Below are 26,890 nucleotides of genomic sequence, written 5' to 3'. Positions count from 1 at the left end.
CTCTTGCGACTACGTGCATCGCGCGTCCCAGCGATGCTTGGCGGCATGCTGCCGCCCGTGATGAGGAGGGTCTATGGCAGCGCATACAGCCTCGCTGTGGACTGCTTGTTCCCAGGAACAAGGACACCGCCATAAGCTGCGGAGATGGACCTCTCCGCTGTCGCTTCGGTGCTGCAGGAGCGCCTTCACGAAATCAGTGAGGTGTTGGCGGTGCGCATTCGTGCCGAGGTTGATTCCTACGCCGATGATTCGGTTGTTCCCGGGGAATCGCTTCGATTTTCCCTAGAAAGCAATGCGCGCGTCGTCCTGGCGTATTTGGCCGAGGGCGGCGAGCCCGACGTACACCCGGCACGCGAGACCGGGCGGATCCGTGCCGAGCAAGGCGTCCCGTTGGCGGAAACCCTGCACGCCTACCGGACCGCGTTCGACTCCCTCTGGGCGCAGATCGTCGATGAGGCCCGGCAGTACCCCGAGATCGATCAGGCGCAGCTCGCAGCCGGGTCCTCGGAGATCTGGGTGTTGTTCGGCCGATACGCGGAGGTGCTCGCCACCGCATACCGGGAGACCTCCGCCGAGTTGAGTCGGCAGCGGGAGGCGAGACGTTCAGCAGTGGTCGAGGCCCTGTGCAGGGGTGACATCGCGGACCGTGTCGGCCTCGACGACGCGGCTCGCCATCTCGGGCTGCCCCAGGAGGGACCGTATGCGGTGGTGGTGGCCACGGGCCTCGGGGCGGGAGAGGAACCGTTGCCCGGTATCGAGGCGGCGTTGCGCGAGGCCCAAGTGTCCTCGGCCTGGCGGCTGCTGCCGGATCAGCAGATCGGCCTGCTGTCCCTCGCCCTGCCGGACGCCGAGACGCTGAGCCTGCGGACCCTGCGGCGGCGCCGCGCCCGGGTCGGGATCAGCCCTCTTTTCGACTCACTCAGCGACACCCCCCAGGCATTGCGCTTCGCACGGCTGGCGCTCACCGGGCTGCCCGGGGAGTCGGCGGGCGTGGCCCGCTTCGACGACTGTCCGCTGGCTATGGTCGTCGCGGCGGCGCCTGAGGAGGCGACCCGCCTGGTGCGCCTCGTCCTGGAACCCGTGCTCGCTCTGCCCTCGCGCGACCGGACGCGTCTCCTGGAGACTCTTGGCCACTGGTTCGCCGCGGGCGGTCGGGCGCCGGACGCTGCAGAGCGTATGTTCCTGCATCCGAACACCGTCCGTTACAGGCTGCGCCGGGTGGAGGAACTGATCGGTCGCCCCCTGTCCGATCCCCGCACCCTGGCCGATCTGGGGCTGGCGCTTGAGGCCTTGCGTGCCCTTCCTCGCTGATCAGCCTGTACGGGCCGGGAGCATCGAAGAGAAGGGGTCAAGCGCCCACCTATGCTCGCCAGCATGGAACTACGGCACATCCGGTACTTCGTCGCAGTTGCCGAGGAGTGCCACTTCGGGCGCGCCGCGGAGCGTCTGCGCATCGCGCAGCCTCCGCTGTCGCAGCAGATCAAACAGTTGGAGACCGAACTCGGGGTTCAACTGCTGACCCGGTCGACCCGCCGGGTCGAGCTCACACCCGCCGGTGCCCGGTTCCTGGAGCGGGCGCGCGGCATCCTCGCCGCGGTGGACGCCGCTGCGGACGAGGCGGGACGCGTCGCCGCGGGCCTGGTCGGCAAGCTGGCCATCGGTTTCACCGGTTCGGCGACGTACGAGCTGCTGCCGACGGTGGCTCGCGCGCTGCGCGAGGAGTTCCCGGGGATCGAGCTGGAGCTCAAGGGGGAGATGCTCACGCCGCGACAAGTGGAAGCCCTGCACGACCGGTCCCTGGACATCGGCTTCCTGCGCCCCCCGGTGCGCGACCCCGGGCTGAACGTCCTGGTTTTTCGCCGGGAACCGCTCATCGCCGTGCTGCCGGAGGGGCACGAACTCGCCGACCGGAAGAGCGTGCCGCTGGTCGAACTGCAGACCGAGCCATTCATCTGTTACCCCTCCCACAACCGATCGGTGGTGTACGACGCCGTTTTCGATGCTTGCCAGCGGGTGGGCTTCCGGCCTTCGGCGCTGCAGGAGGTGACCGAGACCTCGACGCTCGTTGCCTTCGTGGCCGCCGGACTCGGCGTCGCGCTGGTGCCCGCCTCGGTGCAGCACCTGCACATCACCGGGGTCACGTACCGGCCCCTCGCGGGCACGACGGAGGAGGTCGAGTTGGCCGTCGCCACCCGAGCCGGCGAGGACTCCGCGCTGCTCGCCCAGGTGATGCCTCGCCTGCGATGGCTGCTGGGCGGTGGCCGACCTGCCACGCGCTGACGGCCGCGGCCCCGCCCACCGCGGAGCGGTCGAGTGTGACGCGCCAGATATCAATCCATTAGTAATCGATATTTCACACGTCATTGCGGCTCTGTAACACTCGGAGCAACCGCAGGCCGCGGCAGTGGCGCACCGCCCGAGCGGCCCGGCGGACGTCAGCTCGGACCAAGGAGCGCGCGATGACGCCGTTCATGATTTCCGTGATGTCCCTGCTCGACGGGGCGCCACCGCCCGTGCCGGAGACCGAACCGAGCCAGGCCGGCCCGGTGGCGGTCGTCACCGACACGCAGGTCGTCGTCCGGTCCCTCGCCGAGCAGCTGGTCTCTGAGGCGAACGCGGTCCTCCGGGACCACGGCACCGCCTTCACCCTGGCGGACGAGACCGGTCCCGGGAGCCTGTCCTTCACCATCGGCTGCGGCGAAGCCGAAGCCCGGGTGGAGACCGCCGTCTCCGGCCGTACCGCCGTCGCCCGGCTCACCGCCGCCGGTCTCCCGGACGACGGACCGCGCCGCCTCACCAGCGAGGACGAGCTTCAGGCACTCCTGCTCGGCCTGATCGCCGCCTCCGTACGCCGCTGATACAACGCGGCAACCGTCCCTGATGCCGATGAAGCCCGTCAGGAGAAGCTCGTGCAATACGAACTGCGCTACCGGGTCCTCGAACCGAGGCGCCAGACCTACCAGAACGTGATCGACCGCCTCGGCGACCAGCCGGCGAGCCGCTATCTCGAAGCGACACTCGACGTCGAGCCGAGGGAGAACTTCCACTACCGGCCCACCTGGGCGCAGGACCGCGAGCTGTATGACGAGCGGTTCTCCGCCCTGCGGCTGACGGATCCGTACAGCTACACCGATCCGCGCCAGTACTACTACACGCCGTACGTGACCCAACGGGCCGCGCTGCACGACGAGTTCGGCAAGACGCTGGGCTACCTGGAGGCGCGCGACCTGCTCGCGAAGCTGCCCGAGGGGTGGCACACGGTCTTGACCTCGGTGGTCGTCCCGCTCAGGCACTACGAGTCCGGGGCCCAGCTGGTGAGCGTCTCCGGCGCCCGCTTCGCCTACGGCACATCCCTGGAGCAGTGCTGCACCTTCGCAGCGTTCGACCGGATCGGCAACGCGCAGATGCTCTCCCGGGCCGGGATCGCCGCCGCCGGCGGCACCGCCGAGGCGCTCAAGGAGGCCAAGCGGCAATGGCTTGAGGGCGAGCACCTCCAGCCACTGCGCCGCCTGACCGAGGAGATCATGGTCGTCGAGGACTGGGCGGAGGGCCTGCTGGCCGTCGACCTCGTCGACTCACTCATCTACCCGCTGCTGTACCAGCACCTCGACGAGACCGCGCTGCTCGGCGGGGCCGGCGCGTACAGCCTGGTCGCACAGCACCTGGCCACGTGGTTCGCCGACCAGCGCCGGTGGCTGGACGCGCTGCTCACCTGCTGGGCGAACGACCCGGAACGCGGCGAGGACAACCGCGCAGCACTGACCCGGATCGCCGCCACCTGGTCCGACCGGGCACACGACGCGGTCGCGGCCCTCACCGAATCGATCGACCGGACGCTCCCGCAGGCGGCCAGCACCACTGTGCTCGGCGACCTCGCCGGCGCCCACGCCACCGCATGGACCAAGACCACCGGAGGCGCCGCATGAGCACCGGAACACTGCGCCAGGTCGGCATCGACCTCCAGGAGTCCGAGGAGAATCGGGCCTTGATCGAGGCGATCAAGGACGACAACCCCGAACTGACCCTCCGTCACCTTCCCGGCCTCGTCAAGCTGCAGGCGGCGGGCCGGATCGTCATCAACCGCGAAAGCGTCGAGAGCCGCCTCGGGCGGGAGTGGGAGACCGGCGAGTTCCAGCTGGCCATCGTCTCCTACACCGGCAACTTCTCCGAGTGGGACGACGACCAGATCGTCGTGAGTTGGGAGCACTGACATGAGCGTGCCCACGAAGAAGGCCGCCTCGAAGCCGGCCCGCAAGCTGCCGCTCAAGGAGCGCTATGCGCTGCTTACCCGCGACCTGGACTGGGAGCCGGGCTACGTCGACCGTGAGCAGCTCTTTCCGCACACCCGCTACGAGGGCATCAAGATCCACGACTGGGACGGCTGGCAGGATCCCTTCCGGCTGACGGTGGACGCCTACTACAAGTACCAGGCCGAGAAGGACAAGCGGCTGTACGCCGTGCTGGACGGCTTCGCGCAGAGCCAGGGGCACCTGTCGCTGTCGGACGCCAGCTACCTGAACGCCATCAAGCTGTTCATCCAGGGCGTCACGCCCCTGGAGTATGCGGCACACCGGCACTTCGCCTACCTGGCCCGCCACCTGGAGGGCCCGGCCCCCCGGTTCGCGGCGCTGTGCCAGAGCGTGGACGAACTGCGCCACTGCCAGACGCAGATCCACACCATCAGCAACTACAACAAGTACTACGGCGGCTTCCACAGCTGGTCGAAGATGCACGACCGGGTCTGGTACCTGTCGGTGACCAAGTCCCTCTTCGACGACGCGATGACCGCCGGGCCGTTCGAGTTCCTCATCTCCATCTCGTTCAGCTTCGAGTACCTGCTGACGAACCTCCTGTTCGTGCCGTTCATGAGCGGCGCCAGCTTCAACGGCGACATGCCCACCATGTCGTTCGGCTTCTCCGCCCAGTCCGACGAAAGCCGGCACATGACCCTGGGCCTGGAGGCCATCAAGTTCCTGCTGGAGCAGGACGAGGGCAACGTGCCGATCATCCAGGACTGGATCGACAAGTGGTTCTGGCGGGCGTACCGGATGTCCGCGCTGGTCGCGGCAATGATGGACTACATGCTTCCCAAGCCGGTGATGAGCTGGCGCGAGGCATTCGAGCTGTACTTCGAGGAGCAGATGCTCGGCGGGCTCTTCCCCGACCTGGAGTACTACGGCATCCAGCCGCCCCGGCACGTGAGCGCTGCGATCGCCGAGAAGGACCACCTCTCGCACCAGGTCTACAAGATCCTGCACAACTTCTCGTTCGCCGCCGCCTTCACCACCAAGACGCCCGACGAGGCCCACATGGCGTGGCTGGCGGAGCAGTACCCGGACTCCTTCAACCAGTCCTACCGGCCGGTGTGGGAGAAGCACCGCAAGATCGAGGCCGACGGCGGCCGGGTGTTCTTCCAGGGACTGCCGCAGCTGTGCCAGGTCTGCCAGGTACCGATGGCCTTCACCGAGCCCGGAAATCCGGCCCAGATCTCCTTCCGGCGCAGCACCTTCCGCGACGAGACCTTCCACACCTGCAGCGACGGCTGCCAGTGGATCTTCGAACGGGAGCCGGAGAAGTACGTCCAGGCCTGGCTCCCCGTCCACCAGATCTACCAGGGCAACTGTGGCGGCCCCACCATTCCCGAAGTGCTCGCTTGGTACGGCATCCAGGAGGGTGACAACGGCGAGTACACGGGTTCCCCCGACCAGCTCGCCTGGGCCGCATGGCACAGCGACGGCGACGGCAAGGCGGTGTGAGATGACGGTCAAGGCGCTGTACGACTACGAGTTCCCGTCGGCCGACCGAGCCGAGGTGTTCGGCGACGACCAGCTGGTCTACGTGCACTGGCGGGGCAACCCGCTGTTCTGCTCGGCCGCCTGCTTCCGGGTGCCGAAGACCATGACGTTCGCGGCGTTCGTCACCTCGACGGTGCACGGCTGGGCCGCGTCCGATCCCGACTTCGACCCGGACTCGGTCACCGAGTGGCGGCTGTTCGACGAACCGCTCTCCGGCGGGCAGGACAAGTCGCTCGCGGATCTCGGCATCGGACACAAGGCGCTGCTCAGCTTCGCGGCCTGAGCGGCCACCGCAATCACCCGCGGGTGCGGGCGCCGGCTGGCCCGTAGCCCCTCCCGCACCCGCGGGTCCGGCAAGGGAGAACCGCAGTGACCACTCACACCGTCCGCATCGAGCCGCTCGGCGCGGAGATCGAGTGCCGTGAGGACCAGACGGTGCTGGATGCCGCTCTGCGTGAGGGCATCTGGCTGCCGCACGCGTGCACGCACGGCACCTGCGGAACCTGCAAGGCACAGATCCTCGAGGGCGACGCCGACCTCGGTGACGCCTCTCCGTACGCGCTGCTGGAGAGCGAGCGGGAGGAGGGTTGCGCACTGCTGTGCGTGGCCTGCCCCCGAAGCGACCTCGTCGTCGAGGGCGAGGTGGACGTCGAGGAGGGCGTGGACATCCATCCGGTGCGGGACCGGGCGGGCCAGGTGGCCGTCGTCGACGACATCGCCCCGGACGTGCGGCGGGTCGTCATCACGCTGGACGAGCCGCTGGCATTCAACCCGGGACAGTACGTCCTGCTGGACGTGCCCGGCGGCGAGCAGCGGCCGTACTCCATCGCCAGCAGCCCCGCCGACGGCGGTCGTATCGAACTGCACATCAAGCGTTCCGAGGACGGGTTGTGCACCGACGGCTGGATCTTCAAGAGCCTGACGGCGGGGGAGCGGGTGACACTGTCCGGCCCCTACGGCCAGTTCTCCTTCCGGCCGCTGCGCGAGGAACCCGTCTTGTTGCTGGCCGGCGGCACTGGTCTCGCCCCGATGGTGTCGATGCTCCGGCACCTGGTCGAGACCGGCATCGAGCGCGAGGTCGTGCTTTACCACGGCGTCGCCCGCCAGGACGACCTCTACGACGCGGAGTGGTTCGAGACGCTTCAGGCGGAGCACGACTGGTTCACCTACCGTCCCGCGCTCTCCCGTGACAGCTGGCGGGGCCGCAGTGGGCGTGTCCCCTCCCTGCTGGCCGAGGACTACCCCCGCGCCTCCGGCCACGTGGCCTACGTCTGCGGCAGTCCGGCAATGGTCGCCGACACGATGAAGGCCCTGATGAAGGCGCGCCTCTTCCCACGTGACATCTACCGGGAGGACTTCTTCGACGCGGCCGACCGCGCTGCCGGCACTCACGTCGTGCGCAGTCCGCTCATCCGCCGATAAGGACCAGACGTGAAGATCACCAGGATCGAGACGATCCCGTTCGCCATCCCCTACCGCAAGGCGCTGCGCTTCGCGAGCGGAGAGGTGGGCACGGCCGAGCACGTACTCGTCCGCGTCCACACCGAGGACGGGATCACCGGCACGGCGGAGGCGCCACCCCGCCCCTTCACCTACGGCGAGACCCAGACGTCGATCATCGCCGTGATCGACACCGTCTTCGCCCCGCAGATCCTGGGCGAGTCCGCGCTGCGCCGCGAGGCGATCTGGGCCCGGCTGGCCAGGACGGTCGGCAACCCCACCGCCAAAGCCGCCCTCGACATGGCCCTGTGGGACGTCATAGGCCAGTCGCTGGGCGTGTCGGTGACCGAGCTCCTCGGCGGGTTCACCGACCGGATGCGGGTCGCCCACATGGTCGGCTTTGCCCCGGCAGCCGAGATGGTGGCCGAGGCCGAGAAGCTACGCGCCGAGTACGGCATCACCGCCTTCAAGGTGAAGGTCGGGCGCCGCCCCTACCGGGACGACGTCGAGGCCACCCGCGCCCTGCGGGAAGCCCTCGGCGAGGACGTGGAGCTCTACATCGACGGCAACCGGGGCTGGACCGCGGCCGAATCGGCCCGGGCCCTGCGCGAGCTGGAGGACGTGGGTCTCACCTTCGCCGAGGAGCTGTGCCCGGCCGACGACGTCCTCGCCCGGCGCTGGCTCGCCGAGCACAGCAGCATCCCGCTGTATGCCGACGAGAGCGCCACCCGGCCCGCCGAGGTCACCCGCGAACTCCTCGCCGGGGCGGCGCACGGGGTGAGCGTGAAGACGGCACGCACGGGCTTCACCCAGTCCCAGCGCATCGTCCACCAGTGCGAGGGCCTGGGCGTCGACGTGGTGATGGGCAACCAGATCGACGGCCAGATCGGTTCCCTGTGCAGCGCCGCGTTCGGAGCCGCCTTCCAGACCACCGCGCGGCGCCCCGCGGAACTGTCCAACTTCCTCGACATGACCGACGACCTGCTCGCCGAGCCGCTGCGGATCGAGAACGGCACGCTCCGCGTACGCCCGGCCGCCGGCCTCGGCATCGAGATCGACGACCACAAGCTGAAGCACTACCGCCAGGACACCTGACCCTTCCACCAGCTCGAAGGAGAGCCGGACATGACCGACGTCACCACACAGCAGAGCACGGAGCAGAAGGCCACCGCCGCTGCCTCGGGAGCCTCGGCGACCGAGCGTTTCCAGGCCAAGGAGCGCAGCGAGGCCGCCAGCAGCAAGGAGCGGGTCAGCACGCTCGCCTCGGAGGTCCTGGCCGCGGTACACGACGTGATCCGCCGTCACGAGGTCACCTACGCCGAGTACGACGCCCTCAAGGCCTGGCTGATCCAGGTCGGCCTCGACGGCGAGTGGCCGCTCTTCCTCGACGTGTGGGTGGAGCACGTGGTCGAGGAGGTCAACAACGAGGTCCGCCCCGGCAGCAAGGGCACCATCGAAGGGCCGTACTACGTGCCGGGCGCCCCAGCCCTGTCCGCGGACGCCACCCTGCCCATGCGTGAGGGCGAGAGCGGTACCCCCCTCGTCTTCCAGGGCCAGGTGCGCAGCGCCGACGGCACCCCGCTGCCCGGCGCCCTGGTCGACATCTGGCAGGCCGACGCCGACGGCCTGTACGCGCAGTTCGCGCCGAACCTCCCGGAGTGGAACCTGCGCGGCAAGGTCACCGCCGACGAGAAGGGCACCTTCCGCATCCGCACCGTCGAGCCGGCCCCCTACCAGATTCCGACAGACGGCTCCTGCGGCCAGCTGATCGCCGCCGCCGGCTGGCACGCGTGGCGCCCCGCCCACCTCCACCTCAAGGTCAGCGCACCCGGCCACCAGACGCTCACCACCCAGCTGTACTTCCGCGGCGGCGAGCACGTCACCGACGACATCGCCTCCGCCGTCAAGCCCGAGCTGGTACTCGACCCCGCCCCGGCGGCGGACGGCAACGGGCACGAGGTCCACTACGACCTCGAGCTCGCGCCAGAGCAGTGAAGGACCGGAGGAAACGCGATGCTGTTCGCGGTGCGCATGGGCGTGGAGATTCCGCGGGACCTCGACCCCGAGGTCCGCGCGGACCTGGTGGCCCGGGAGAAGGCCTACTGCCAGGAGCTGCAGAAGTCCGGTGAGTGGGTGCACATCTGGCGGTGCGTCGGCCAGTACGCCAACATCAGCATCTTCGACGTCGCCGACAACGAGGCGCTGCACCGGATCCTCTGGAACCTGCCGCTCTTCCCCTACATGAGCGTCGAGGTCACGCCTCTGGCCCGGCACCCGTCCGACCTCGCGGCCGGCGAGGAAGCGGCCTGATGGACAAGACGGTGGCCACCGCCTACGGGGCGGTGGCCGACATACCGGATGGTGCCTCACTGGCGGTGGGCGGTTTCGGGTTGAGCGGCGTGCCGAGCGTGCTCATCCAGGCGTTGTACGAGCGCGGGGTGAGCGGGCTGAGCGTGGTGTCGAACAACTGCGGCGCCCTGGAATCCGGTCTCGCGGTCCTGCTGGCCGCGGGCCGGATCGCCCGGGTGACCGGCTCCTACATCGGCGCCAACAAGGAGTTCGCCCGCCAGCACCTGGCCGGGGAGCTGGAGGTGGAACTGATCCCCCAGGGCACGCCGGCAGAGCGGCTGCGTGCCGGGGGCGCCGGGGTCCCCGCCTTCTACACCCCGGCCGGGGTGGGCACGCCGGTCGCCGAGGGCGGGCTGCCCCGCACTACTTCGGACTTGCCCCAGTCGAGGCTGTCAACCGCGCCCTGACCAAGGCCGGCAAGGCCCTCGCCGACCTCGACGTCCTGGAACTCAACGAAGCCTACGCCGCCCAGGTCCTCGGCTGCCTCGCCGAATGGCCCGAGTTCGACCCGGCGGTCCTCAACCCGCAGGGCGGCGCCATCGCCCTCGGCCACCCTCTCGGCGCCTCTGGCGCCCGCCTCGCCGGCACCGTCGCCCACCAGCTCGCCCGCCGGGGCAGGGGCACCGGCATCGCGACCCTCTGCATTGGCGTGGGCCAGGGCCTCGCCCTCCTCCTCGAACGCTGAGAACCTCCACAGGAGCCGCAGTGAAACGCCGCCCTCTGCTGCATCACCGGGTGCTCGGTCCCATCGACGCGCCGCTGCTCGTCCTGGGACCCTCGCTCGGCACGTCGACGACCGTATGGGACCCCCATGTGGCGGTGCTTGCCGCGAGCCACCGCGTGGTGTGCTACGACCTTCCAGGGCACGGCGGCTCGCCGAGCGATCTCGTCCGGGATCACAAGCCCGGCCGTACGACAGTCGGCGACCTTGCCCACATGGTCCTGGACCTCGTCGCCCACCACGGCCGGGACCGGTTCCACTACGCCGGCATCTCGCTCGGCGGCGGTGTGGGGGTGCACCTCGCACTGCATCAGCCGGACCACATCGCCTCGCTGGCGCTGGTCTGTTCCTCGGCGTACTTCGGCCCGCCGCAGTTCTGGCAGGAGCGCGCCGCTCTCGTACGACGCGAGGGAACCGGCGCCCTGCTCGAGGCCATGCCCGGCCGCTGGTTCGCAGATCCCGGCACAGCCGCGACCTCCCTCGGGAAGACGTTCCTGCAGGACCTCGCTACCGCCGACCCGATCGGCTACGCCGCCTGCTGCGACGCCCTCGCCGCCTACGACGTTCGGCGCGACCTGAGAAGGATCACCGCCCCTACGCTCGTGCTTGGTGGCTCCCAGGACACCGCCACACCCCTGCCACATGCCAGGGAACTCGCCGAGGGGATTTCCGGGGCGAAGTTGGGCACGGTGGATACAGGTCATCTCGCCGTGGAAGAGCCACAGGCCGTCGGGGCGGCGTTGCTGGCCCATCTCCGAATGGCGGGCGGTGCGGAGGACGCCGACCGGAGCTCGTAGAGTGGCTGTGTGTCACAAGGAAACGCCGTGGTCGCGCGCAATGTGCGCCTTCTCAGGGACCAGCGCGGCCTGTCCCTGGCCGAGTTGGCCCGCCGGGCGGGGCTGGCCAAGCAGACACTGTCGAATCTGGAGCAGGGCACGGGCAACCCCACGGTCGACACCCTGTTCTCCATCGCCACGGCCCTCGGCGTGCCGGTGACCCGGCTGGTCGCCGAGCAGGAACAGGTCATCACCGTGCAGCGGGGCGACGAGGTTGTCTGGGAGCAGCACGGAAGGTACGAGTCGCGGTCGCTCGACCACATCTACGGCTCAGGTGTCATCGAGAACTACGTGGTGCGCATCGGCCGGCACAGCAACGGTGCGGACATGCCGTCCGAACCGCACCCGGTGGGCACGCTGGAGCACCTCTACGTCATCAGCGGCAAGGTACGAGTGGGGCCTGTCGACAGCCCGCTGGAGCTTGACGAGGGGGATTTCGCGCGCTATCCGGGCGACCGGCGCCACGTGTACGAGTCACTGGCGGACGAGAGCCTGGTGCACATCGTGGTGAGCGTGCCGCGCGTCCAGCCTGGCACCGGCGGTACGAACCTGGCGCGGACCCACGGGAACGAAAGACGCTGAGCTTCGCCGCACCTGCTGTGCCGCATCTCGGCACAACCGACGTGAGCGTCCGGGCATATACCGTGGTGCTCTTGGGCGCACGCCTGGCTGGCCACCGTTCCCCGCGTCCCTTTGCTGCGGTGAGGGCGCGTGCCGCCTCTAAGGCCACGCGGCGCAGGGCCGGGGCGTATCGGGACGGCTCGAAGCGGTGGTGGGCGCCAGCAACCGAGAGCGCCGCCACCGGACGTCCAGAGGGACCCATGATCGGCACTGCGACGCAGGTCAGACCGGGGGCGGCTTCCTGCCGGTCGTACGCGATGCCGTCCTGGCGGATGCGCCGCAGCTCCTCCCGGAACCGTCGCGGGTCGGCGAGGGTGTACTCGGTGCGGGCCGGGAGGTCGGCCGACACGGCAGCCTCGGCCGCGTCGTGGTCGAAGGCCAGCAGGGCCTTGCCGACGCCGGTGCAGTACGCGGGCAGCCGGAGGCCGATCTTGGAGGGGGAGCGGGCGGCCCGGTGGCCGTGGAGCAGCAGCTGCTCGCGGAGCAGTACTGGGTCGCACCGTACACTCGCTCGCCCATGCTGAAGAGCTCGCTGCCCAGTCGGTAGTTGCTGCCGACCCGCTCGACGAGATCGTTGCGCTGGAGGATGCCCAGCAGACGGAAGGCGGTCGACTTGGTCAGCTGCGAGCGGCGGGCCAGTTCGCTGACGCCGATCTCGCCGTCCATCGAGGCGAGGGACTTCAGAAGAACCAACGCCTTGTCGACTGCGGTCTGCTGGCCGTCGGTCGGCGCGCCGTGTGGTGCGTGTGCGGCGGTGTCAGCGTGGCGCGGACGCACGGCGGCGTCCGGCGCTGATCCGGATGCGCTGTGCCGTCTTTCGGCACGTGTTCTCGCCGCGGTAGGCGCCGACCCGCAATGCTGGCGCCAGCCGCCGGTGGACGTCGGGGGCGACATCACCGCTGACCACGCCTGGCAAGGACAGCGGTGAACTTGGACGGGATCAGGCCACTCCGCTGGACCCGGCCCGTCCGTGAGGCGACCTCGGTGCCGCGCACACCGGGGTCGCCGTCCAGGTGGGTGGCCTGTTGGCTCTCGTGCGAGGGTCAAGCCGCAGACAGATTGTCGAGCCTTGAGGGGGCCGCCTGCCGGCTTGCTGTGGCCGCGTTGACCGCGCGTGCCGCTTCGTAGGCCACGCGTCGCAGAGCCGGCGCGAACCTGGCGGGCTCGAAACGGCGGTCGGCGCTCGCGACGGAGAAGGCGGCCACGGGTCGCCCGGCCGAACCCATGATCGGTACGGCGACGCAGGTGAGGCCGGGAACGGCTTCCTGGCGGTCGTAGGCGACGCCGTCCCGGCGGATGCGGCGCAGCTCGGACCGGAAACGGTCGGGATCGGTGCAGGTGTACTCAGTGCGTGCCGCGAGTCCGTCGGCGATCGCGGCCTCGATGGTGTCGTGGTCGAAGGCGAGGAGGGCCTTGCCGACGCCGGTGCAGTAGGCGGGCAGGCGGGCGCCGATCCGGGAGGGGGAGCGGGTCGCTCGGTGGCCCTGGATCTTGTTGACGTACACGATGTCGGTGTCGTGCAGCACGGCCAGGTGCACGGTCTCGTGGGTCATCTCGTACAGGTCCGCCAGATGCGGCATCAGGCACTCCTGCAAGAGCGGGGGATTGGGGCCGTAGACCCGTACGCCGATGTCGAAGAGCTGGGATCCCAGCCGGTAGTTGCTGCCAACACGTTCCACGAGGTCGTTGCGTTGGAGGATGCCCAGCAGTCGGAAGGTGGTCGACTTGGTCAGCCGTGTCCGCCGGGCCAGCTCGCTCACGCCGATTTCCCCGTCCAGTTCGGCGAGGGACTTCAGGAGGAAGAGCGCCTTGTCGACCGCGGTCTGCTGGTCGGGCTCGCCGGTCGCCGTGGCTGAGGGCTGCGCGGAAGGCGGGGAGGGGAGTGGCATGGCGGGCTCCGATGGGGATCCAGGATGGCCATTAAAATGGACGCACGTCCAGCTTAATCGGTCATTTCATCGTTGTAAAACACCGGGGACCCCGCTCGCCTCTGTGTGACGGATCCGATCGTCACCCCGTGCCGTATCTCGGCACGGTGGCTGGGCACAGCGGCCCGGAGCAGCGTCTGCTGTGGCCATGCAGCGACACGCCACCGTGGCGCCGACCGCCGTCCTCGCCGCCCCGGCTTCCCCCGACGCACAGCTCGTCGAGGAGCTGGCGGCGGTGCTGCGGCGTGCCGAGGCCTGGGGGCACCTCCCGGCCGAAGGCTGGGGGAGGATTCCCGTCGCACCACTCACTGAGGAGTACGAGGACCTGGACCTCGCCGGCACCTACGCCGTGCAGGAGGCCAACGTACGGATCCGTCTCGCGGCGGGCGAGCACCTGGTCGGACGCAAGGTGGGCCTCACGTCCTTGCCGATGCGCGAGCAACTCGGCCTGCCCGAAGCGAGCTTCGGGACCCTGTCCCAGTCGATGGTGATCCCGGACGGCGGCATCATCGACACGCGGGAGCTCATCACCCCGCGAGCCGAGGCAGAGGTCGGTCTGGTCCTCGGCCGGCGGCTGTCCGGACCCCGCGTGACGGACGCGGAAGTCCGGGCGGCCGTCTCCCAGGTGGCGCCGGCCGTGGAGATCATCGACAGCCGCATCGCCGACCGGCGCGTCTCCCAGGCCGACACCGTCGCCGACCACGCCTCCTCGGCGCGCGTCGCCGTCGGCCGTCCCGTCGACGCCACGGACGACCTGCTCAACCGGGCTCCGGGACGAGTGCGTCGGGCTGTACGCCGACGGGGAGCGCGTCGCGCTCGGCCTGGGGGCCGAAGTCCTCGGCGATCCGCTTCGGGCCGTGGCCTGGCTGGCCCGGACGCTCCACACGCACGGCAGCCCTCTCCACCCGGGCGAGCTGCTGCTCACCGGGTCTGTGCACGCCGGCGTCCCACTGACACCGGGCTCTCGGCTCGCCGTGCGGTCCGGCACCGGCCGCCTGCCCGAACTGACCGTCACCGTCCGATGAACCACCAGCAAGGAAGCGGGGGAGCCGCCATGCCACCGCGTGAACCGGAGCGCTCCGACCCTTCGGGTGTGCACCTGAACGCATGCCGAACCACCAGCCCACGAGGGCGGCGCAGCACGCGCCCGATCCGGCCCGAGGAGGCCCAGCGATGACAACCACGCCCGCCCGGCTGGGGGCACCTCCCGCCCGAAGGGTGGGGGAGGACCGCCTGGCTCGCGTACCCGAGCCGGCCGTCGACGTCAGCCCTTACTTCGACCTCGACCGCGGTCTGGTCGACCGCACGATCTTCAGCGACCAGGCCGTCTACCGGCAGGAGCTGCGTCGCGTTTTCGCGCCCAGCTGGCTGTTCCTCGCGCACGAGAGCCAGTTCACGAAGCCCGGTGACTTCTTCACCGCCTACATGGGCGAGGACCCGGTCATCGTCACCATGGGCAAGGACCGGAAACTGCGTGCCTTCCTCAACGCCTGCCGCCACCGCGGCATGCGGGTATGCCGCGCCGACGCGGGGGCGACGAAGGCGTTCACGTGCAGCTACCACGGCTGGTCCTACGACACCTCCGGGAAGCTGATCAACGTCCCCAACGGAGGGGACTACCCCGCCCACTTCGAGCAGGACCAGTGGGGACTGATCGAGGTCGCGCAACTCGACACGTACAAGGGACTCGTCTTCGCGACCTGGAACCCCGAGGCCCCGCCCCTGGTGGAGGCGCTCGGCGGACTGACCTGGTACCTGGACGCGATGCTCGACCACGACCCGGAGGGCACCGAGGCCGTCGGCGGGGTGCACAAGTGGGTGCTGGAGGGCAACTGGAAGCTCGCCGCCGAGCAGTTCGCCTCCGACTGGTACCACGTCAACATCTCGCATGCCTCCGCGCTGATGGTCATGTCACCCACCGGCAAGGGACCCAAGACGGACATCGTGCAGACGCCGGGCCGGCAGTACACCGACTCGCTGGGGCACGGGCACGGCTTTCCGACCCACCCCAAGAGCCGTTTCGACGACCGTGTCGTACACGAGTGGACCGACTACGAGGCGCTGCGCGAACGGCTCGGTGACGCCCGGGTCGAGGGACCGATGACCACCGGGCACGGCACCGTCTTCCCGAACTTCTCCTACCTGCCGGTCAACGGCTCCATCCGCGTGTGGCACCCCAAGGGCCCGGACAAGATGGAGGTCTGGGCCTGGACCATCGTCGACAAGTCGATGCCGGACGAGGTCAAGAACGCCCAACGCATCTACAACCTGCGCACGTTCGGACCGAGCGGCATCTTCGAGCAGGACGACGGCGAGAACTGGAGCGAGTGCCAGGCCACCGCGCACGGCTTCGTGGCCGGCTCCATGACGCTCAACTACCAGATGGGACTGGGGCTTCAGTCCGAGGACGGCGTCCACCCCGGCACCACCGGCCGCCTCTACAGCGACGGCGCCGCCCGCGGCTTCTACGCCCGCTGGCGCGACCTGATGAACACGCCCGCCTGGCACGAGAAGAACACCGAGAAGAACCCCGAGGACACCCCATGAGCACCACCGGCACCGGCATCCGGGTCGCCGCCGTCGGCGACATCGAGGAGGGCGAGGCGCTGAAGGTGCCCGCCGAGACCACCGGCCACCCCGACGCCATCGCAGTCTTCCACGAGGCCGGCGCCTACTACGCCCTCGACGACACCTGCACCCACGGCCAGGCATCGCTCGCCGACGGCTGGATCGAGAACGGCGAGGTCGAGTGCCCGCTGCACAGCGCCCGCTTCTGCCTCAAGTCCGGCGAACCGCAGTGCATGCCCGCCACCCTCGCCCAGCGCACCCACCGGGTCGAGGTACGCGAGGGTGAGGTCTGGCTGCACCCCGGCGAGGAGGCCGACGCATGAGCGCGCCACGGCGTATCGCCGTCGTCGGCGCGGGCCTGGCCGCCGTCTCGACCTGTGACGCGCTGCGCGCCCAGGGCTACGACGGCGAGCTCGTGCTGTACTCCGCCGAGCGCGGGCTGCCCTACGACCGCCCGCCACTCAGCAAGGACGTCCTGCTCGGCAAGTCCCGCCGCGAGAACATCCTGCTGCGGCCCGACCAGTGGTACGACGAGCAGGGCATCGAACTCCGCGACGGCGCCCCGGTCCGGGCGATCCGCCCGCACGAGGGCGGACTGGAGCTGGCCGACGGCGAGCTCGCCGCAGCCGACCGGATCGTGCTGGCCACCGGCGGCAGCGCGCGCCCCCTGCCGGTGCCGGGCGGCGACGACCCGGCCGTACACCTGCTGCGCACCTGGGAGGACGCCGAACGGCTGCGGGAGCGGCTGCTGCCGGGCGCCCGGGTGGTCGTGGTCGGGGCGGGGCTCATCGGTGCGGAGACCGCGGCCGTCGCCCACGCCCTGGGCTGCCGCGTCACCCTCATCGACCCGCTACCGGTGCCACTGACCGCAACGGTCGGGGACGACATCGCGAACGCACTGCATCGGAGGCACTCCGCCGAAGGCATCGGCGTCCTGACCGCCGGCGTCCAATGCATCGAGCGCCGTCCAGGCAACCTTGGAGTCCTGCTGCACCTCACCAGCTACGGGGCGCCCGTGCTCGCCGACACCGTGGTGGTCGGCATCGGCATGCGTCCGGCCACGGAACTGGCCGAGGACGCGGGGCTGAACGTCGACAACGGTGTGGTCGTCCACCCCGGTCAGCGCACCTCCCACCCCAATGTCCTCGCCGTCGGCGACGTCGCCCGCCCCGAGGGGCACAAGGTCCGTCATGAGCACTGGGAGGCCGCCCAGCGCGACGGCGAGGCCGCCGCCCACGCCATCCTCGGCCGCCCCCTGCCGCCCTTCGGCGCTTCCTGGTTCTGGTCCGACCGGCACGGCTCCCGGCTGGAGGCGGTCGGCACCATGGCGGACGCCGAGCGCACCGTGCTGCGCGGGGCTCCCGACGACGGCGCCTTCACCGTCTTCGGGCTGCTGGGCGACCGGCTGGTGGCCGCGGCCGCCATCGACCGACCACGCGACATCAAGGCCGCCCGGCGGATCGTCGATCGCGGTGTCGCTGTCGACGCGGCCGTCCTGTCCGACGAGAGTGCGGATCTGCGCACGCTGCTCAAGCGCTGAACCGCCACGTGCCGCCTTGTGGCACACGCGCTCCCCGAACCGCCCCCTCCGCGCTGGAATGGCACCATCCGGCGCGGCCCGCAGGAGGACCCCCGATGAGCATCCACCCCCCGGAGACCCCCCGGACGACCGCACCCGCCGTCGACGAGGACATGCGGCTCCACTTCGAGGTACAGCGCTTGTACGCCCTCGAGGCACAGCTGCTCGACCAGCACCGCTACGCCGACTGGCTGGAACTGTTCACCGACGACCTGCACTATTGGGCGCCGGTACGCACCAACCGCCTGCGGCGCCAGCAGGCCCTGGCCGACGGCGCCCCGGGCGAGGTCGCGATCTTCGACGAGACCAAGGCGAGCCTGGCCTGGCGCATCCGCCGGTTCGACTCGGGCATGGCCTGGGCCGAGGACCCGCCGTCGCGGACCCGGCATCTGATCACCAACATCCTGGTCTGGCCGGCCGACGAGCCCGGCGAGTACGTCGCCGAGTCGTCGTTCCTCTGCTACCGCAACCGCCTGGAACGTGAGGTCGACCTCTACGCCGGCGGCCGTACCGACCAGCTGCGCCGCGACCCGGACGACGGACGGCTGCTGATCGCGCGCCGCACCATCCTGATCGACCAGAACGTCCTGCTCGCCAAGAACATCAGCACCTTCCTGTAAGCCCTTGTGAACCGGAGCCCGCTCGTGACCACTGAACAGACCACAGAGGTGAAGCTCGTCGAGCACACCGCGCAGACCACGCTCGGCCGCATCGCGGTCAGCGAGGCCGGCGAGGGCCCGGTGTTGGTGATGCTGCACGGCGGCGGCCCCGGCGCGAGCGCGGTGGCCAACTACCGCCAGAACCTCCCCGCGCTCACCGAGCACTTCCGCGTGATCCTGCCCGACCAGCCCGGCTTCGGCGGCAGTTACCGCCCCACCGAGGCCGACCTCGACGCCCGCAGCATCACCGAGATCACCGTCGACGCCCTGCTGCAGACCCTGGACGCCCTCGGCATCGACCGCTTCCACCTGCTCGGCAACAGCCTCGGTGGGGCCGCCGCCATCGCCACCGCACTCGAAGTACCCGACCGGGTCGAGAAGTTGGTTCTGATGGCGCCGGGAGGAGGCTGGCTGCCCTTCGGACCGACCCCGACCGAGGGCCAGAAGGCCATGTTCCGCTACTACAACGGCGAGGGCCCCACCCTGAAGAAGATGCGGGACTTCATCGGCGTGATGACCGCCGAGCCGGGGCGCTGGACCGACACCGCGCAGGCCCGCTACGAGGCGTCCCTCGACGAGTCCCACATCGCCTTCTACCACGCCTACAACGCCGCTTTCGCCAAGCGGCACGGCATGGACCCGCTGTGGCAGCGCGTTCACAAGATCAAGGCGCCCACCCTCCTGCTGTGGGGCCGCGACGACCGCACCATCACTCTCGACGGCGCCCAGCTCATGCTCAAGCAGATCCGCGACGTCCAGCTGCACGTCTTCGGCGGCTGCGGCCACTGGGTCCAGCTGGAGCGGCAGGCCGAGTTCGAGCGCCTGGTCACCGACTTCCTCGGGGAGCACTGAATCATGGGTTGGCTGGAGGGCGAAGTCGCCCTGATCACCGGCGGGGGCTCCGGCATCGGTCGTGCCGTCGCCCTGCGCTACCTCGCCGAAGGCGCGAGCGTCGCCGTTCTCGGCCGTGGGGCCGCGCAGTTGCAGGAAGTCGTCGCCGCGGCGGGCGACCTCTCCGACCGGGTGCTGCCCCTCACCGGCGACGTACGCTCCCCGGACGATCTGCACAGGGCGGTGGACGCGACCGTCGAGAGGTTCGGCAAGCTGGACATCCTCGTCCCCAACGCCGGGATCTGGGACTACCACCGCAGCGTCACCAAGCTCGACGGCAAGGAGCTGTCCGAGGCGTTCGACGAGGTCTTCGGCATCAACGTCAAGGGCTATGTCCTCGCCGTCGAGGCGGCCTGGCGGGAACTCGTCGCCACGCGCGGCAGCATCGTGATGACGCTGTCCAACGCCTCATTCCACACCGACGGTGGCGGCCCTCTGTACACCGCCAGCAAACACGCCTGCCTCGGCCTGCTCCGGCAGTTCGCCTACGAGCTGGCGCCGAAGGTCCGGGTCAACGGCGTCGCCACCGGCGGCATGCGCACCAAGCTGCGCGGCCCGCAGAGCCTGGGCCTTCAGGACCGCACGCTGGCCGCGTCGTTCGCCAAGAACGAGGCGTCCGGACAGGAACAGCAACCGCTCATCCCGCTGTACGACTCCAGCGTCGAGCCGGAGGACTTCACCGGCCCGTACGTCCTGCTCGCCTCCCGCGCCAACAGCGGCACCGTCACCGGCGCCGTGATCCCCGCCGACGGCGGCATCGCCGTCCGCGGATTCCGTTCCCCGGCCGGTGGCGCCGGCCTCTGAACCGTCTCCTCTTCTCACTTCCGCACGACAGCCATCGAAGGAGCCGCCGCATGGCCGCCGTCGACATCAGCCCCGCCGCGGCACTGCACCGCAGAGCCCAGTACCCCACCGCCTGCGCACTCGTCTACGAGGGCCATGAGATCTCTGCCGCCCGACTCAGCCACAGGACGGCCGAGTTGGCCGCCGGGCTGGCCGAACGTGGACTGCGGCGCGGCGACCGGGTCGCCTACCTCGGCCTCAACAGCGTGACCTTCTTCGAGACGCTGCTGGCCGCGGCCCACCTAGGGGCGGTCTTCGTGCCGGTCAACTTCCGGCTCGCGGCCGAGGAGGTGCGCCACATCCTCAGCGACAGCGGTGCGCACACCCTGGTCGTCGAGGAGGGCCATCGCGCACTCGTCGAGTCGGTGATGAGCGACATACCCGCCCGCTTCCACGTGCTGGTCGACACAGATCCGCGATGCCCCGCGGCCACCGCGCCCCCCGCCGTCTGGACACCGCTCTCGGAGCTGCTCGGAGCCGACCGACGTGGCACGGAGCCGGTGGCCCTGTACGACGACGACCTGGCGGCGCTCATGTACACGTCCGGCACGACCGGCCGACCCAAGGGTGTCATGCTCACCCACGGCAACCTCTGGTGGAATGCGGTCAACGTCGAAAGTGTCGTGGACACCCGCCCGGACGACGTGAACCTCGCCGTCGCACCGCTCTTCCACATCGGCGGCCTCAACGCCCTCACCCTGCGCACCCTCGTGCGCGGCGGCACCGTCGTCGTGCGCCGCGGCTTCGACCCCGCCCAGTGCCTGGAGGACCTCGTCCAGCACCGCGTGACGACCCTGTTCGCGGTCCCCGCGATGTACGGCGCCCTGACCCGCGTGCCCGGCTTCGCCGCGGCCGACCTCTCCGCCCTGCGATCCGCGATCGTCGCGGGCGCCCCCGTCCCGCCCCAGCTGATCAGGAACTACGAAGAACGCGGCATCCTGCTCCAGCAGGCGTGGGGGCTGACCGAGACCGCGCCCTTCGCCAGCTACCTCCCGGCCGGGCTCACGGCGGAGAAGGCCGGATCGGCCGGCGCACCCATGCCGTACACGGAGATCCGCATCGTCGACCCGGTCACCGGGGTGGGCGTGCAGGACGCGGACACGCGCGGGGAGATCTGCGTGCGCGGCCCGAATGTCACGCCCGGCTACTGGAACAACCCCGAGGCCACCCGTGCCGCCTTCGACGACGCGGGCTGGTTCCACAGCGGCGACATCGCGCATCGGGACAAGGACGGCTTCTACTACATCGTCGACCGCCTCAAGGACATGATCATCAGCGGCGGGGAGAACGTGTACCCGGCCGAGGTCGAGCGCGTTCTCGCCGCTTACCCGGGTGTCCTGGAGGCGGCCGTCATCGGCGTCCCGCATCCGAAGTGGGGCGAGACCGTGCTCGCCGTGCTGACCTGCGAGCCCGGGACCACGCCCACACTGGAGGAGGTGCGCGCCTTCACCGGCGGGCACCTGGCCCGCTACAAGCTGCCCACCCAGGTGCTGATCGCCGAACAACTGCCCCGCAACGCCAGCGGCAAGCTGGTCAAGTCCGAACTGCGGAGCTGGGTCGAGAACCAGCGCCCCGCAGAGACACCGTGAGCCGGCCATGAACATCCACACCGCCGTCGTACCGGCACCGCCCGAACCCGTCCTGGGTACCGACTGGACGCTGCGCCCGCTCGACGAGCCCGCCACGGTGACCCCGCAGACGGCGCGCACGTATGCCGTCACCGAGGCCCAGGGCGGCCCGACGCTGCTCCTGCGCGTCCACCGCGTCGCCCACCACCCGCTGCACAGCTGCTATCCGTACGGCACCCACGACCTTGCCCTGGGCCTGGTCCTCCCCTACCAGGGGCCGTCCGGCCCGGCGCTTGCCGCGAAACTGCTGCGCGCCCTCGTCCCCGCACTCTTCCTCGCCGACCCCCGCTGCCGCCGCATCGTCGCCGCACCGGACGAGAGCGACACCGTCACCCAGGCCGCCCTTGAGGCGGGCGGACTCCTCCGGGTCACCGAGGCCGACCTGCCCGACGCCAGCGTGGTCCTGTTCGCCGCCGAACCGCCGGACCTCGCCGACATGTCCACCGCCCTCGACGACATGCCCCACTGACCACCGCCTCACCGCGTGGAGGGGTGGAGAGGAGCAAGCTCGGCCCAGATGGTCTTGCCGGTGCAGGTGTAGCGCGTACCCCATCTTCGGGTGAGCTCGGCGACCATGAACAGGCCGCGGCCGCCCTCGTCGAACACCCGGGCGCGGCGGAGGTGCGGACTGGTGCTGCTGGCGTCGGAGACTTCGCAGATCAGTGCCTCGTCCTTGATCAGCCTGAGGCGGATCGGGCCGCTGGCGTACCGGATGGCGTTCGTCACCAGCTCGCTGATGACCAGTTCCGTGACGAACGCGGTTTCCTCCAGGCCCCATGCGGCCAGCCGGTCGCAGGCGCGGCGGCGGGTCTCGGCGACGACCGCGGGATCGACGGGAACGTCCCAGGAGGCGACGCGGTCCTCGCCGAAGAGGCGGGTGCGGACCAGGAGCAGGGCGATGTCGTCGGTGCGCGCTTCGGGGCTCAGGGTGCCCAGGACGGTGTCGCACAGCGCTGCGAGCGAGGATGCGGGCCGGGCCAGAGCGTGGCGCAGGGCGTCGAGTCCCTCGTCGAGGTCGCGATCGCCGGCCGAGAGGAGGCCGTCGGTGAACAGGGCGAGCAGGCTTCCTTCGGGCACGGTGACCTCGGCCGCCTCGAAGGGCAGGCTGCCCAGACCCAGAGGCGGGCCGGCAGGCAGGTCGAGGACCGTGCCGGTGCCGTCCGGGTGCACCAGGATCGGCGGGGGATGGCCGGCCCGGGCAAGGGAGCAGATACCGGAGAGGGGGTCGTAGACCGCGTACAGGCAACTGGCTCCGATGGCGCCGGGGATCTCACCGGTGGCGACGGTGTCGTCCTCGGTGTGGGTGACGATGTCGTCGAGGTGGGTGAGAAGCTCGTCGGGCGGGAGGTCGATGTCGGCGAGGGTGCGCACCGCCGTACGCAGGCGGCCCATGGTGGCTGAGGCGTTGATGCCGTGGCCGACGACATCGCCGACGACCAGACCGACGCGGCCGCCGGGCAGCGGGATCACGTCGTACCAATCGCCGCCCGCCTGCGTGCCGCCGCCCGCAGGGAGATAACGGGAAGCCGTCTCCACGGCAGGAAGCGTGGTCGGGCCGTGCGGCAGCAGGTTGCGTTGCAGCGCCAGCGAGATGCCGCGTTCGCGGGTGAATCGGCGGGCGTTGTCCAGGCAGACCGCGGCCCGCGCGACCAGGTCCTCGGTGACGGCCAGATCGTCAGGGCCGAATGGCTCGCGAGGTGAGCATCTGGCGAACATGGCTGCTCCGAGGGTGGTGCCACGGGCGCGGATGGGTACGGCGATCAGCGAATGCACTCCGCGCGCGCGGGCCTGCGCCGCCTGGACAGGGTCGTCGGCGAACCAGCGGACGACCTGGGAGTCGTTGACGTGGTGCCGTTGCGCCCGGCCGCTGGCCAGACACCGGGCGATCGGCGAAGAATCAACATGGTTGCTGATCTCATCCGTGGCCGGATGCTCTCCGGACGTCGCGGACGCCACCCTGTATGCCGCCCGGCGCAGCGGGACGGGACCGGACAGGACAGGTGGGGGCACATCGCCCTGGAAGACGGGGTCGAGCAGGTCCACGCTGACGAGGTCGGCGAAGCGGGGTACGGCGACCTCGGTGAGCTCGCGTGCGGTGCCCACCACGTCCAGGCTGGCGCCGATGTGGGTCCGGGCCTCACTCACACGTGCCAGCCGCTCCCGGGACTCGTACTGCTGGGAGTAGTCGTACGCCGACAGACCCACCCCATGCACCTGGCTGGCTTCGTCCCTGAGCGGGAAGATGTCGAGAGCCCAGGCGTGCGCCTTCGGCTCGCCCGGAAGCCTCGCGAAGGGCTCGGTGAATTCGGGCTTCCCGGTCTGAAGAACCCGGCGGATCCGCTGCTCGACTTCCTCGTATGCGGGGCCCTGAAGGATCTCGGCCATGAACCGGCCGCGGAAGTCGTGCTCGGAGAGGCCCGTCGCCTGCTTCGTCACCTCGTTGCCGAACAGTATGCGTCCCTCGCGGTCATAGATGGAAAGGGAGAGGGGCTGCTCCTGGAACATCCATCGCATGAGTGAGCACTCGTCCGGGGAGTCCGTCCTGGGTACGGCAATCACCAGGTACCCGGTCGGCCGCTTGTCGGACGGCAGCGGATAGAGGCGCACCTGGGCATCCGACAGCCTGCCGTCCCGGTGCCTCAGCACTGCCCAGTCAGCGGTGAACAGATCGGCCAGAGGCTTGCCGATGACCTCTTCGGGGGCATGGCCCCACAGCGTCTGGGCGCCGCTGCTCCAATGGGTCACCCGGCCGTCCGGGTCCGTGACCGCGATGGCCGCGGCCGTGCCGAGGAAGGACCCTGTCGACGCCGGAGGGAGTCGGCCGGGCGGCTCGTCGGACGTCATTGTCGTGTCCTTGGTGGCCTTGTTGTCGTGCCCTAGCGGCCTTGTTGCCGGACTTGCTGACCATGTTCACGATCCCCCTGAGGGTGGCAGGTTTCAAGCCGGGCGGCCACGCCGCGCGCTGGTCGGCGTGCCGGGCGTCCGAGGGGAGTGCAGGGGGCGGGGCACGGGCCGCCGTCCGGCAGGAGCCCGGACGTGTGCTGCACCGTGGCACACGGGCTAGGTCCGGCCTCCGGGTGCGGGTGACCGTGGCTGCGTGCTTGCAGCAACCGCCATCTCCCAGAGCGCCGCCGACCCGCTGTCCGGGCTGGTGCTGCGCGACGTACCGGTACCTCACCCGAAGCCCGGCTGGTCCCGGGTACGGGTCGTGGCCTCTTCCCTGAACATGCACGACCTGTGGACGCTGCGGGGCGTGGGCCATCCCCCGGAGCGCCTTCCCATCGTGCTCGGCTGCGACGCGGCCGGATACGACGAGGACGGCAACGAGGTCATCGTGCATCCGGTGCTTGGCGACCCGGACGCGGGCGGGGGCGACGAGACGCTCGACCCGAATCGTGCGCTGCTGTCCGAACAGCACGACGGGGCCTTCGCCGAGTACCTGACCGTGCCCACCCGCAACCTGGTGCCGAAGCCCGCGTGGCTGTCCTTCGACGAGGCGGCCTGCCTGCCGGTCGCCTGGGGCACCGCCTACCGCATGCTCTTCACCCAGGCCCGGATCACCGCCGGCGACCGGGTGCTCGTACAGGGCGCGGGCGGCGGGGTCGCCTCCGCCGCCATCCGGCTCGCGGTGGCCGCCGGGGCCGTCGTCTACGCCACCAGCCGCAGCGAGGCCAAGCGTGCCGAGGCCCTCACCTGGGGGGTGCGCGCCGCGCTGGCCCCCGGTGAGCGGCTGCCCGAGCGGGTGGACGTCGTGATCGAGACGGTCGGCGAGGCGACCTGGTCCCATTCGCTGAAGTCGCTGCGGCGAGGCGGCACGGTCGTGATCGCGGGAGCGACGAGCGGCGCCAACCCGCCCGCGGACCTGGCCCGCATCTTCTACCTCCAGGGACGTGTCCTTGGCTCCACCGGCTGCACCCGTGGCGAGCTCGTCGCGCTGCTCCGGCTGATGGAGGCCACCGGAGTCCGCCCTGTGATCGACCGCACCCTGCCCCTCACGGACATCCACAAGGGCTTCCAGCTCATGATCGACGGCGGTCTGACCGGGAAGCTCGTCATCCACCCGTCGGCCCCGCAGAGTTAAGGACCCTCTCCCATGACCGCAGCTGTCGTCGGGCTCTCGCACTCGCCCCTGATCGGCAGGAACGACCCCGAGCCCGAGGTTCTGGCCCGCGTCGACGAGGCCGTCGAGAGCGCCAGGGCCTTCGTCCGTCGCTTCGACCCGGAGCTCGTCGTCCTCTACGCGCCCGACCACTACAACGGCTTCTTCTACAAGGAGATGCCCCCGTTCTGCCTGGCCACCGAGGCCCACGCGGTGGGCGACTTCGGTTCCCAGGGCGGGCCGCTGTCGGTCGACACCGACACCGCCAAGACGCTGGCCAAGGGGGTGCTCGACCGCGGCATCGATCTCACCGTCTCGGCCCGGATGACCGTGGACCACGGCTTCGCGCAGCCCCTGGAGGTGCTCTTCGGCGGTATCGACCGCGTGCCGGTGGTGCCCGTCTTCGTCAACGGCGTGGCGACCCCGCTCGGCCCGGTCAGCCGTATCCGCGCACTCGGCACCGCGGTCGGTCAGGCCGCGGCCGACCTGGACAAGCGGGTGCTGTTCGTCGCCTCCGGTGGTCTGTCCCACGATCCGCCGGTGCCGGTGCTCGACGGCGCACCGCCCCGGGTCGCCGACGCGCTCATCGAGGGAAACCCGCCCACCCCGGAGCAGCGTGCGAAGGGCGAGGAGCGGGTCGTCCAGGCCGGCCGCGACTACGCCGCCGGGTCGACGAAGATGATCCCGATCAACCCCGCCTGGGACAACCTCCTCCTCGACCACCTGGAGCGCGGCGACCTCGCGGAGTTCGACTCCTGGACCGTCGACGACATGGCTGCACAGGGCGGCGGCTCCGCCCACGAGGTCCGCACCTGGATCGCGGCGTACGCCTCCCTCGCGGCCACCGGCAAGTACGAGATGACGTCCCGCTTCTACGAGGCCATCCCCGCCTGGATCGCCGGATTCGCCGTGACCACGGCGGAAGGGCGGTGA

At 70.3% G+C, this 26,890-nt stretch carries 26 protein-coding genes and 4 pseudogenes; 26 read left to right on the top strand and 4 right to left on the bottom strand.

Annotation, left to right across the window (positions count from 1 at the left end):
* The first annotated feature begins 144 nt into the window (after positions 1-144).
* The 15 genes and pseudogenes from ACFY1U_RS34860 (at position 145) to ACFY1U_RS34790 (ending at position 11,723) form a co-directional block, all read left to right on the top strand.
* Positions 145-1,311, top strand: coding sequence for a PucR family transcriptional regulator (locus tag ACFY1U_RS34860; protein WP_389085345.1), 1,167 nt, complete (start codon positions 145-147; stop codon positions 1,309-1,311).
* Between the two features lie 63 nt (positions 1,312-1,374).
* Entirely contained in the window at positions 1,375-2,280 is a 906-nt protein-coding gene (locus ACFY1U_RS34855) for a LysR family transcriptional regulator (RefSeq protein ID WP_390698097.1), read from the top strand.
* 179 nt (positions 2,281-2,459) lie between these two features.
* Positions 2,460-2,858, top strand: coding sequence for a hypothetical protein (locus tag ACFY1U_RS34850; protein ID WP_389085340.1), 399 nt, complete (start codon positions 2,460-2,462; stop codon positions 2,856-2,858).
* 51 nt (positions 2,859-2,909) lie between these two features.
* Positions 2,910-3,926, top strand: a complete 1,017-nt coding sequence (locus ACFY1U_RS34845; RefSeq protein WP_389085338.1) for a hypothetical protein — start codon at positions 2,910-2,912, stop codon at positions 3,924-3,926.
* On the top strand, positions 3,923-4,210 hold the full coding sequence (locus ACFY1U_RS34840; protein ID WP_389085335.1) for an MmoB/DmpM family protein: 288 nt from the start codon (positions 3,923-3,925) through the stop codon (positions 4,208-4,210). The genes ACFY1U_RS34845 and ACFY1U_RS34840 overlap by 4 nt, the downstream gene beginning before the upstream one ends.
* 1 nt (position 4,211) lies before the next feature.
* Positions 4,212-5,756 (top strand): phenol 2-monooxygenase, encoded by a 1,545-nt coding sequence (locus tag ACFY1U_RS34835; RefSeq protein ID WP_389085333.1) that lies wholly within the window; start codon positions 4,212-4,214, stop codon positions 5,754-5,756.
* A 1-nt stretch (position 5,757) separates the two neighbouring features.
* On the top strand, positions 5,758-6,078 hold the full coding sequence (locus tag ACFY1U_RS34830) for a phenol hydroxylase subunit P4 (RefSeq protein WP_389085330.1): 321 nt from the start codon (positions 5,758-5,760) through the stop codon (positions 6,076-6,078).
* Between the two features lie 86 nt (positions 6,079-6,164).
* Positions 6,165-7,217: an NADH:ubiquinone reductase (Na(+)-transporting) subunit F gene (locus ACFY1U_RS34825; RefSeq protein WP_390698096.1), complete on the top strand. Its 1,053-nt coding sequence runs from the start codon at positions 6,165-6,167 to the stop codon at positions 7,215-7,217.
* Between the two features lie 9 nt (positions 7,218-7,226).
* Entirely contained in the window at positions 7,227-8,330 is a 1,104-nt protein-coding gene (locus ACFY1U_RS34820; protein WP_390698095.1) for a mandelate racemase/muconate lactonizing enzyme family protein, read from the top strand.
* 30 nt (positions 8,331-8,360) lie between these two features.
* Positions 8,361-9,230, top strand: a complete 870-nt coding sequence (gene catA, locus ACFY1U_RS34815) for a catechol 1,2-dioxygenase (RefSeq protein ID WP_390698094.1) — start codon at positions 8,361-8,363, stop codon at positions 9,228-9,230.
* A gap of 18 nt (positions 9,231-9,248) precedes the next feature.
* Positions 9,249-9,545 (top strand): muconolactone Delta-isomerase, encoded by a 297-nt coding sequence (gene catC / locus ACFY1U_RS34810; RefSeq protein WP_390698093.1) that lies wholly within the window; start codon positions 9,249-9,251, stop codon positions 9,543-9,545.
* Positions 9,545-9,943, top strand: a pseudogene (locus ACFY1U_RS34805) (CoA transferase subunit A); the annotation flags it as partial. The gene catC and the pseudogene ACFY1U_RS34805, both read left to right, overlap by 1 nt.
* A pseudogene (locus ACFY1U_RS34800) lies at positions 9,943-10,269 on the top strand (3-oxoadipyl-CoA thiolase); the annotation flags it as partial. The pseudogenes ACFY1U_RS34805 and ACFY1U_RS34800, both read left to right, overlap by 1 nt.
* A 20-nt stretch (positions 10,270-10,289) precedes the next feature.
* Positions 10,290-11,102: an alpha/beta fold hydrolase gene (locus ACFY1U_RS34795; protein WP_389085319.1), complete on the top strand. Its 813-nt coding sequence runs from the start codon at positions 10,290-10,292 to the stop codon at positions 11,100-11,102.
* Positions 11,103-11,111: 9 nt separating this feature from the next.
* Positions 11,112-11,723 (top strand): helix-turn-helix domain-containing protein, encoded by a 612-nt coding sequence (locus tag ACFY1U_RS34790; protein ID WP_390698092.1) that lies wholly within the window; start codon positions 11,112-11,114, stop codon positions 11,721-11,723.
* Between the two features lie 178 nt (positions 11,724-11,901).
* On the opposite strand, the pseudogene ACFY1U_RS34785 reads toward ACFY1U_RS34790, so the two are convergent.
* The 3 genes and pseudogenes from ACFY1U_RS34785 to ACFY1U_RS34775 all read right to left on the bottom strand — a co-directional run.
* A pseudogene (locus ACFY1U_RS34785) lies at positions 11,902-12,180 on the bottom strand (IclR family transcriptional regulator C-terminal domain-containing protein); the annotation flags it as partial.
* A 197-nt stretch (positions 12,181-12,377) separates the two neighbouring features.
* A pseudogene (locus ACFY1U_RS34780) lies at positions 12,378-12,428 on the bottom strand (hypothetical protein); the annotation flags it as partial.
* A gap of 377 nt (positions 12,429-12,805) precedes the next feature.
* On the bottom strand, positions 12,806-13,651 hold the full coding sequence (locus ACFY1U_RS34775; protein WP_389085314.1) for an IclR family transcriptional regulator: 846 nt from the start codon (positions 13,649-13,651) through the stop codon (positions 12,806-12,808).
* A 187-nt stretch (positions 13,652-13,838) separates the two neighbouring features.
* Here ACFY1U_RS34775 and ACFY1U_RS34770 point away from each other — a divergent pair, with 187 nt between their 5' ends.
* From ACFY1U_RS34770 to ACFY1U_RS34730, 9 genes are all read left to right on the top strand, one after another.
* Entirely contained in the window at positions 13,839-14,867 is a 1,029-nt protein-coding gene (locus tag ACFY1U_RS34770; RefSeq protein ID WP_390698091.1) for a 2-keto-4-pentenoate hydratase, read from the top strand.
* Complete coding sequence (locus ACFY1U_RS34765) at positions 14,864-16,237, top strand: aromatic ring-hydroxylating dioxygenase subunit alpha (RefSeq protein WP_390698090.1); 1,374 nt, start codon at positions 14,864-14,866, stop codon at positions 16,235-16,237. The genes ACFY1U_RS34770 and ACFY1U_RS34765 overlap by 4 nt, the downstream gene beginning before the upstream one ends.
* Positions 16,234-16,581 (top strand): bifunctional 3-phenylpropionate/cinnamic acid dioxygenase ferredoxin subunit, encoded by a 348-nt coding sequence (locus ACFY1U_RS34760; RefSeq protein WP_390698089.1) that lies wholly within the window; start codon positions 16,234-16,236, stop codon positions 16,579-16,581. Before ACFY1U_RS34765 ends, ACFY1U_RS34760 begins: the two co-directional genes overlap by 4 nt.
* Positions 16,578-17,798: an NAD(P)/FAD-dependent oxidoreductase gene (locus ACFY1U_RS34755; RefSeq protein ID WP_390698088.1), complete on the top strand. Its 1,221-nt coding sequence runs from the start codon at positions 16,578-16,580 to the stop codon at positions 17,796-17,798. Before ACFY1U_RS34760 ends, ACFY1U_RS34755 begins: the two co-directional genes overlap by 4 nt.
* 95 nt (positions 17,799-17,893) lie before the next feature.
* Positions 17,894-18,457 (top strand): 3-phenylpropionate/cinnamic acid dioxygenase subunit beta, encoded by a 564-nt coding sequence (locus ACFY1U_RS34750; protein ID WP_389085304.1) that lies wholly within the window; start codon positions 17,894-17,896, stop codon positions 18,455-18,457.
* 24 nt (positions 18,458-18,481) lie between these two features.
* On the top strand, positions 18,482-19,348 hold the full coding sequence (locus tag ACFY1U_RS34745) for an alpha/beta fold hydrolase (protein ID WP_389085302.1): 867 nt from the start codon (positions 18,482-18,484) through the stop codon (positions 19,346-19,348).
* Positions 19,349-19,351: 3 nt separating this feature from the next.
* Positions 19,352-20,191: a 3-(cis-5,6-dihydroxycyclohexa-1,3-dien-1-yl)propanoate dehydrogenase gene (gene hcaB / locus ACFY1U_RS34740; protein WP_389085299.1), complete on the top strand. Its 840-nt coding sequence runs from the start codon at positions 19,352-19,354 to the stop codon at positions 20,189-20,191.
* Positions 20,192-20,241: 50 nt separating this feature from the next.
* Complete coding sequence (locus tag ACFY1U_RS34735; RefSeq protein ID WP_389085297.1) at positions 20,242-21,819, top strand: long-chain fatty acid--CoA ligase; 1,578 nt, start codon at positions 20,242-20,244, stop codon at positions 21,817-21,819.
* A gap of 7 nt (positions 21,820-21,826) precedes the next feature.
* Positions 21,827-22,327: a GNAT family N-acetyltransferase gene (locus ACFY1U_RS34730; RefSeq protein WP_389085294.1), complete on the top strand. Its 501-nt coding sequence runs from the start codon at positions 21,827-21,829 to the stop codon at positions 22,325-22,327.
* 8 nt (positions 22,328-22,335) lie between these two features.
* Here ACFY1U_RS34730 and ACFY1U_RS34725 read toward each other — a convergent pair whose 3' ends face one another.
* The gene (locus ACFY1U_RS34725) at positions 22,336-24,702 is read right to left on the bottom strand and encodes a SpoIIE family protein phosphatase (protein ID WP_390698087.1); all 2,367 of its coding nucleotides are present in this window, start codon (positions 24,700-24,702) and stop codon (positions 22,336-22,338) included.
* Between the two features lie 253 nt (positions 24,703-24,955).
* On the opposite strand from ACFY1U_RS34725, the gene ACFY1U_RS34720 reads away from it, so the two are divergent.
* Positions 24,956-25,939 carry a zinc-binding dehydrogenase gene (locus ACFY1U_RS34720; RefSeq protein ID WP_389085289.1) on the top strand — a complete coding sequence of 328 codons (984 nt, stop codon included), beginning with the start codon at positions 24,956-24,958 and terminating at the stop codon, positions 25,937-25,939.
* 12 nt (positions 25,940-25,951) lie between these two features.
* Positions 25,952-26,890: a 3-carboxyethylcatechol 2,3-dioxygenase gene (locus ACFY1U_RS34715; RefSeq protein WP_389085287.1), complete on the top strand. Its 939-nt coding sequence runs from the start codon at positions 25,952-25,954 to the stop codon at positions 26,888-26,890.

It is taken from the genome of Streptomyces sp. NPDC001351 (assembly GCF_042896045.1).
Lineage (GTDB): Bacteria > Actinomycetota > Actinomycetes > Streptomycetales > Streptomycetaceae > Streptomyces.
Note: the sequence above shows the minus strand (reverse complement) of the source record. Positions and strands in the feature narration are given on the sequence as shown.

Bases quoted from the DNA above. Each gene is read 5' to 3' on its own strand.
- ACFY1U_RS34715 (WP_389085287.1), top strand. From the start codon at position 25,952: ATGACCGCAGCTGTCGTCGGGCTCTCGCACTCGCCCCTGATCGGCAGG.
- ACFY1U_RS34830 (WP_389085330.1), top strand. From the start codon at position 5,758: ATGACGGTCAAGGCGCTGTACGACTACGAGTTCCCGTCGGCCGACCGA.
- ACFY1U_RS34770 (WP_390698091.1), top strand. From the start codon at position 13,839: ATGCAGCGACACGCCACCGTGGCGCCGACCGCCGTCCTCGCCGCCCCG.
- hcaB (WP_389085299.1), top strand. From the start codon at position 19,352: ATGGGTTGGCTGGAGGGCGAAGTCGCCCTGATCACCGGCGGGGGCTCC.
- ACFY1U_RS34835 (WP_389085333.1), top strand. From the start codon at position 4,212: ATGAGCGTGCCCACGAAGAAGGCCGCCTCGAAGCCGGCCCGCAAGCTG.
- ACFY1U_RS34730 (WP_389085294.1), top strand. From the start codon at position 21,827: ATGAACATCCACACCGCCGTCGTACCGGCACCGCCCGAACCCGTCCTG.
- ACFY1U_RS34750 (WP_389085304.1), top strand. From the start codon at position 17,894: ATGAGCATCCACCCCCCGGAGACCCCCCGGACGACCGCACCCGCCGTC.
- ACFY1U_RS34765 (WP_390698090.1), top strand. From the start codon at position 14,864: ATGACAACCACGCCCGCCCGGCTGGGGGCACCTCCCGCCCGAAGGGTG.
- ACFY1U_RS34855 (WP_390698097.1), top strand. From the start codon at position 1,375: ATGGAACTACGGCACATCCGGTACTTCGTCGCAGTTGCCGAGGAGTGC.
- ACFY1U_RS34850 (WP_389085340.1), top strand. From the start codon at position 2,460: ATGACGCCGTTCATGATTTCCGTGATGTCCCTGCTCGACGGGGCGCCA.
- ACFY1U_RS34775 (WP_389085314.1), bottom strand. From the start codon at position 13,651: ATGCCACTCCCCTCCCCGCCTTCCGCGCAGCCCTCAGCCACGGCGACC.
- catC (WP_390698093.1), top strand. From the start codon at position 9,249: ATGCTGTTCGCGGTGCGCATGGGCGTGGAGATTCCGCGGGACCTCGAC.
- catA (WP_390698094.1), top strand. From the start codon at position 8,361: ATGACCGACGTCACCACACAGCAGAGCACGGAGCAGAAGGCCACCGCC.
- ACFY1U_RS34735 (WP_389085297.1), top strand. From the start codon at position 20,242: ATGGCCGCCGTCGACATCAGCCCCGCCGCGGCACTGCACCGCAGAGCC.
- ACFY1U_RS34760 (WP_390698089.1), top strand. From the start codon at position 16,234: ATGAGCACCACCGGCACCGGCATCCGGGTCGCCGCCGTCGGCGACATC.
- ACFY1U_RS34860 (WP_389085345.1), top strand. From the start codon at position 145: ATGGACCTCTCCGCTGTCGCTTCGGTGCTGCAGGAGCGCCTTCACGAA.
- ACFY1U_RS34755 (WP_390698088.1), top strand. From the start codon at position 16,578: ATGAGCGCGCCACGGCGTATCGCCGTCGTCGGCGCGGGCCTGGCCGCC.
- ACFY1U_RS34840 (WP_389085335.1), top strand. From the start codon at position 3,923: ATGAGCACCGGAACACTGCGCCAGGTCGGCATCGACCTCCAGGAGTCC.
- ACFY1U_RS34725 (WP_390698087.1), bottom strand. From the start codon at position 24,702: ATGACGTCCGACGAGCCGCCCGGCCGACTCCCTCCGGCGTCGACAGGG.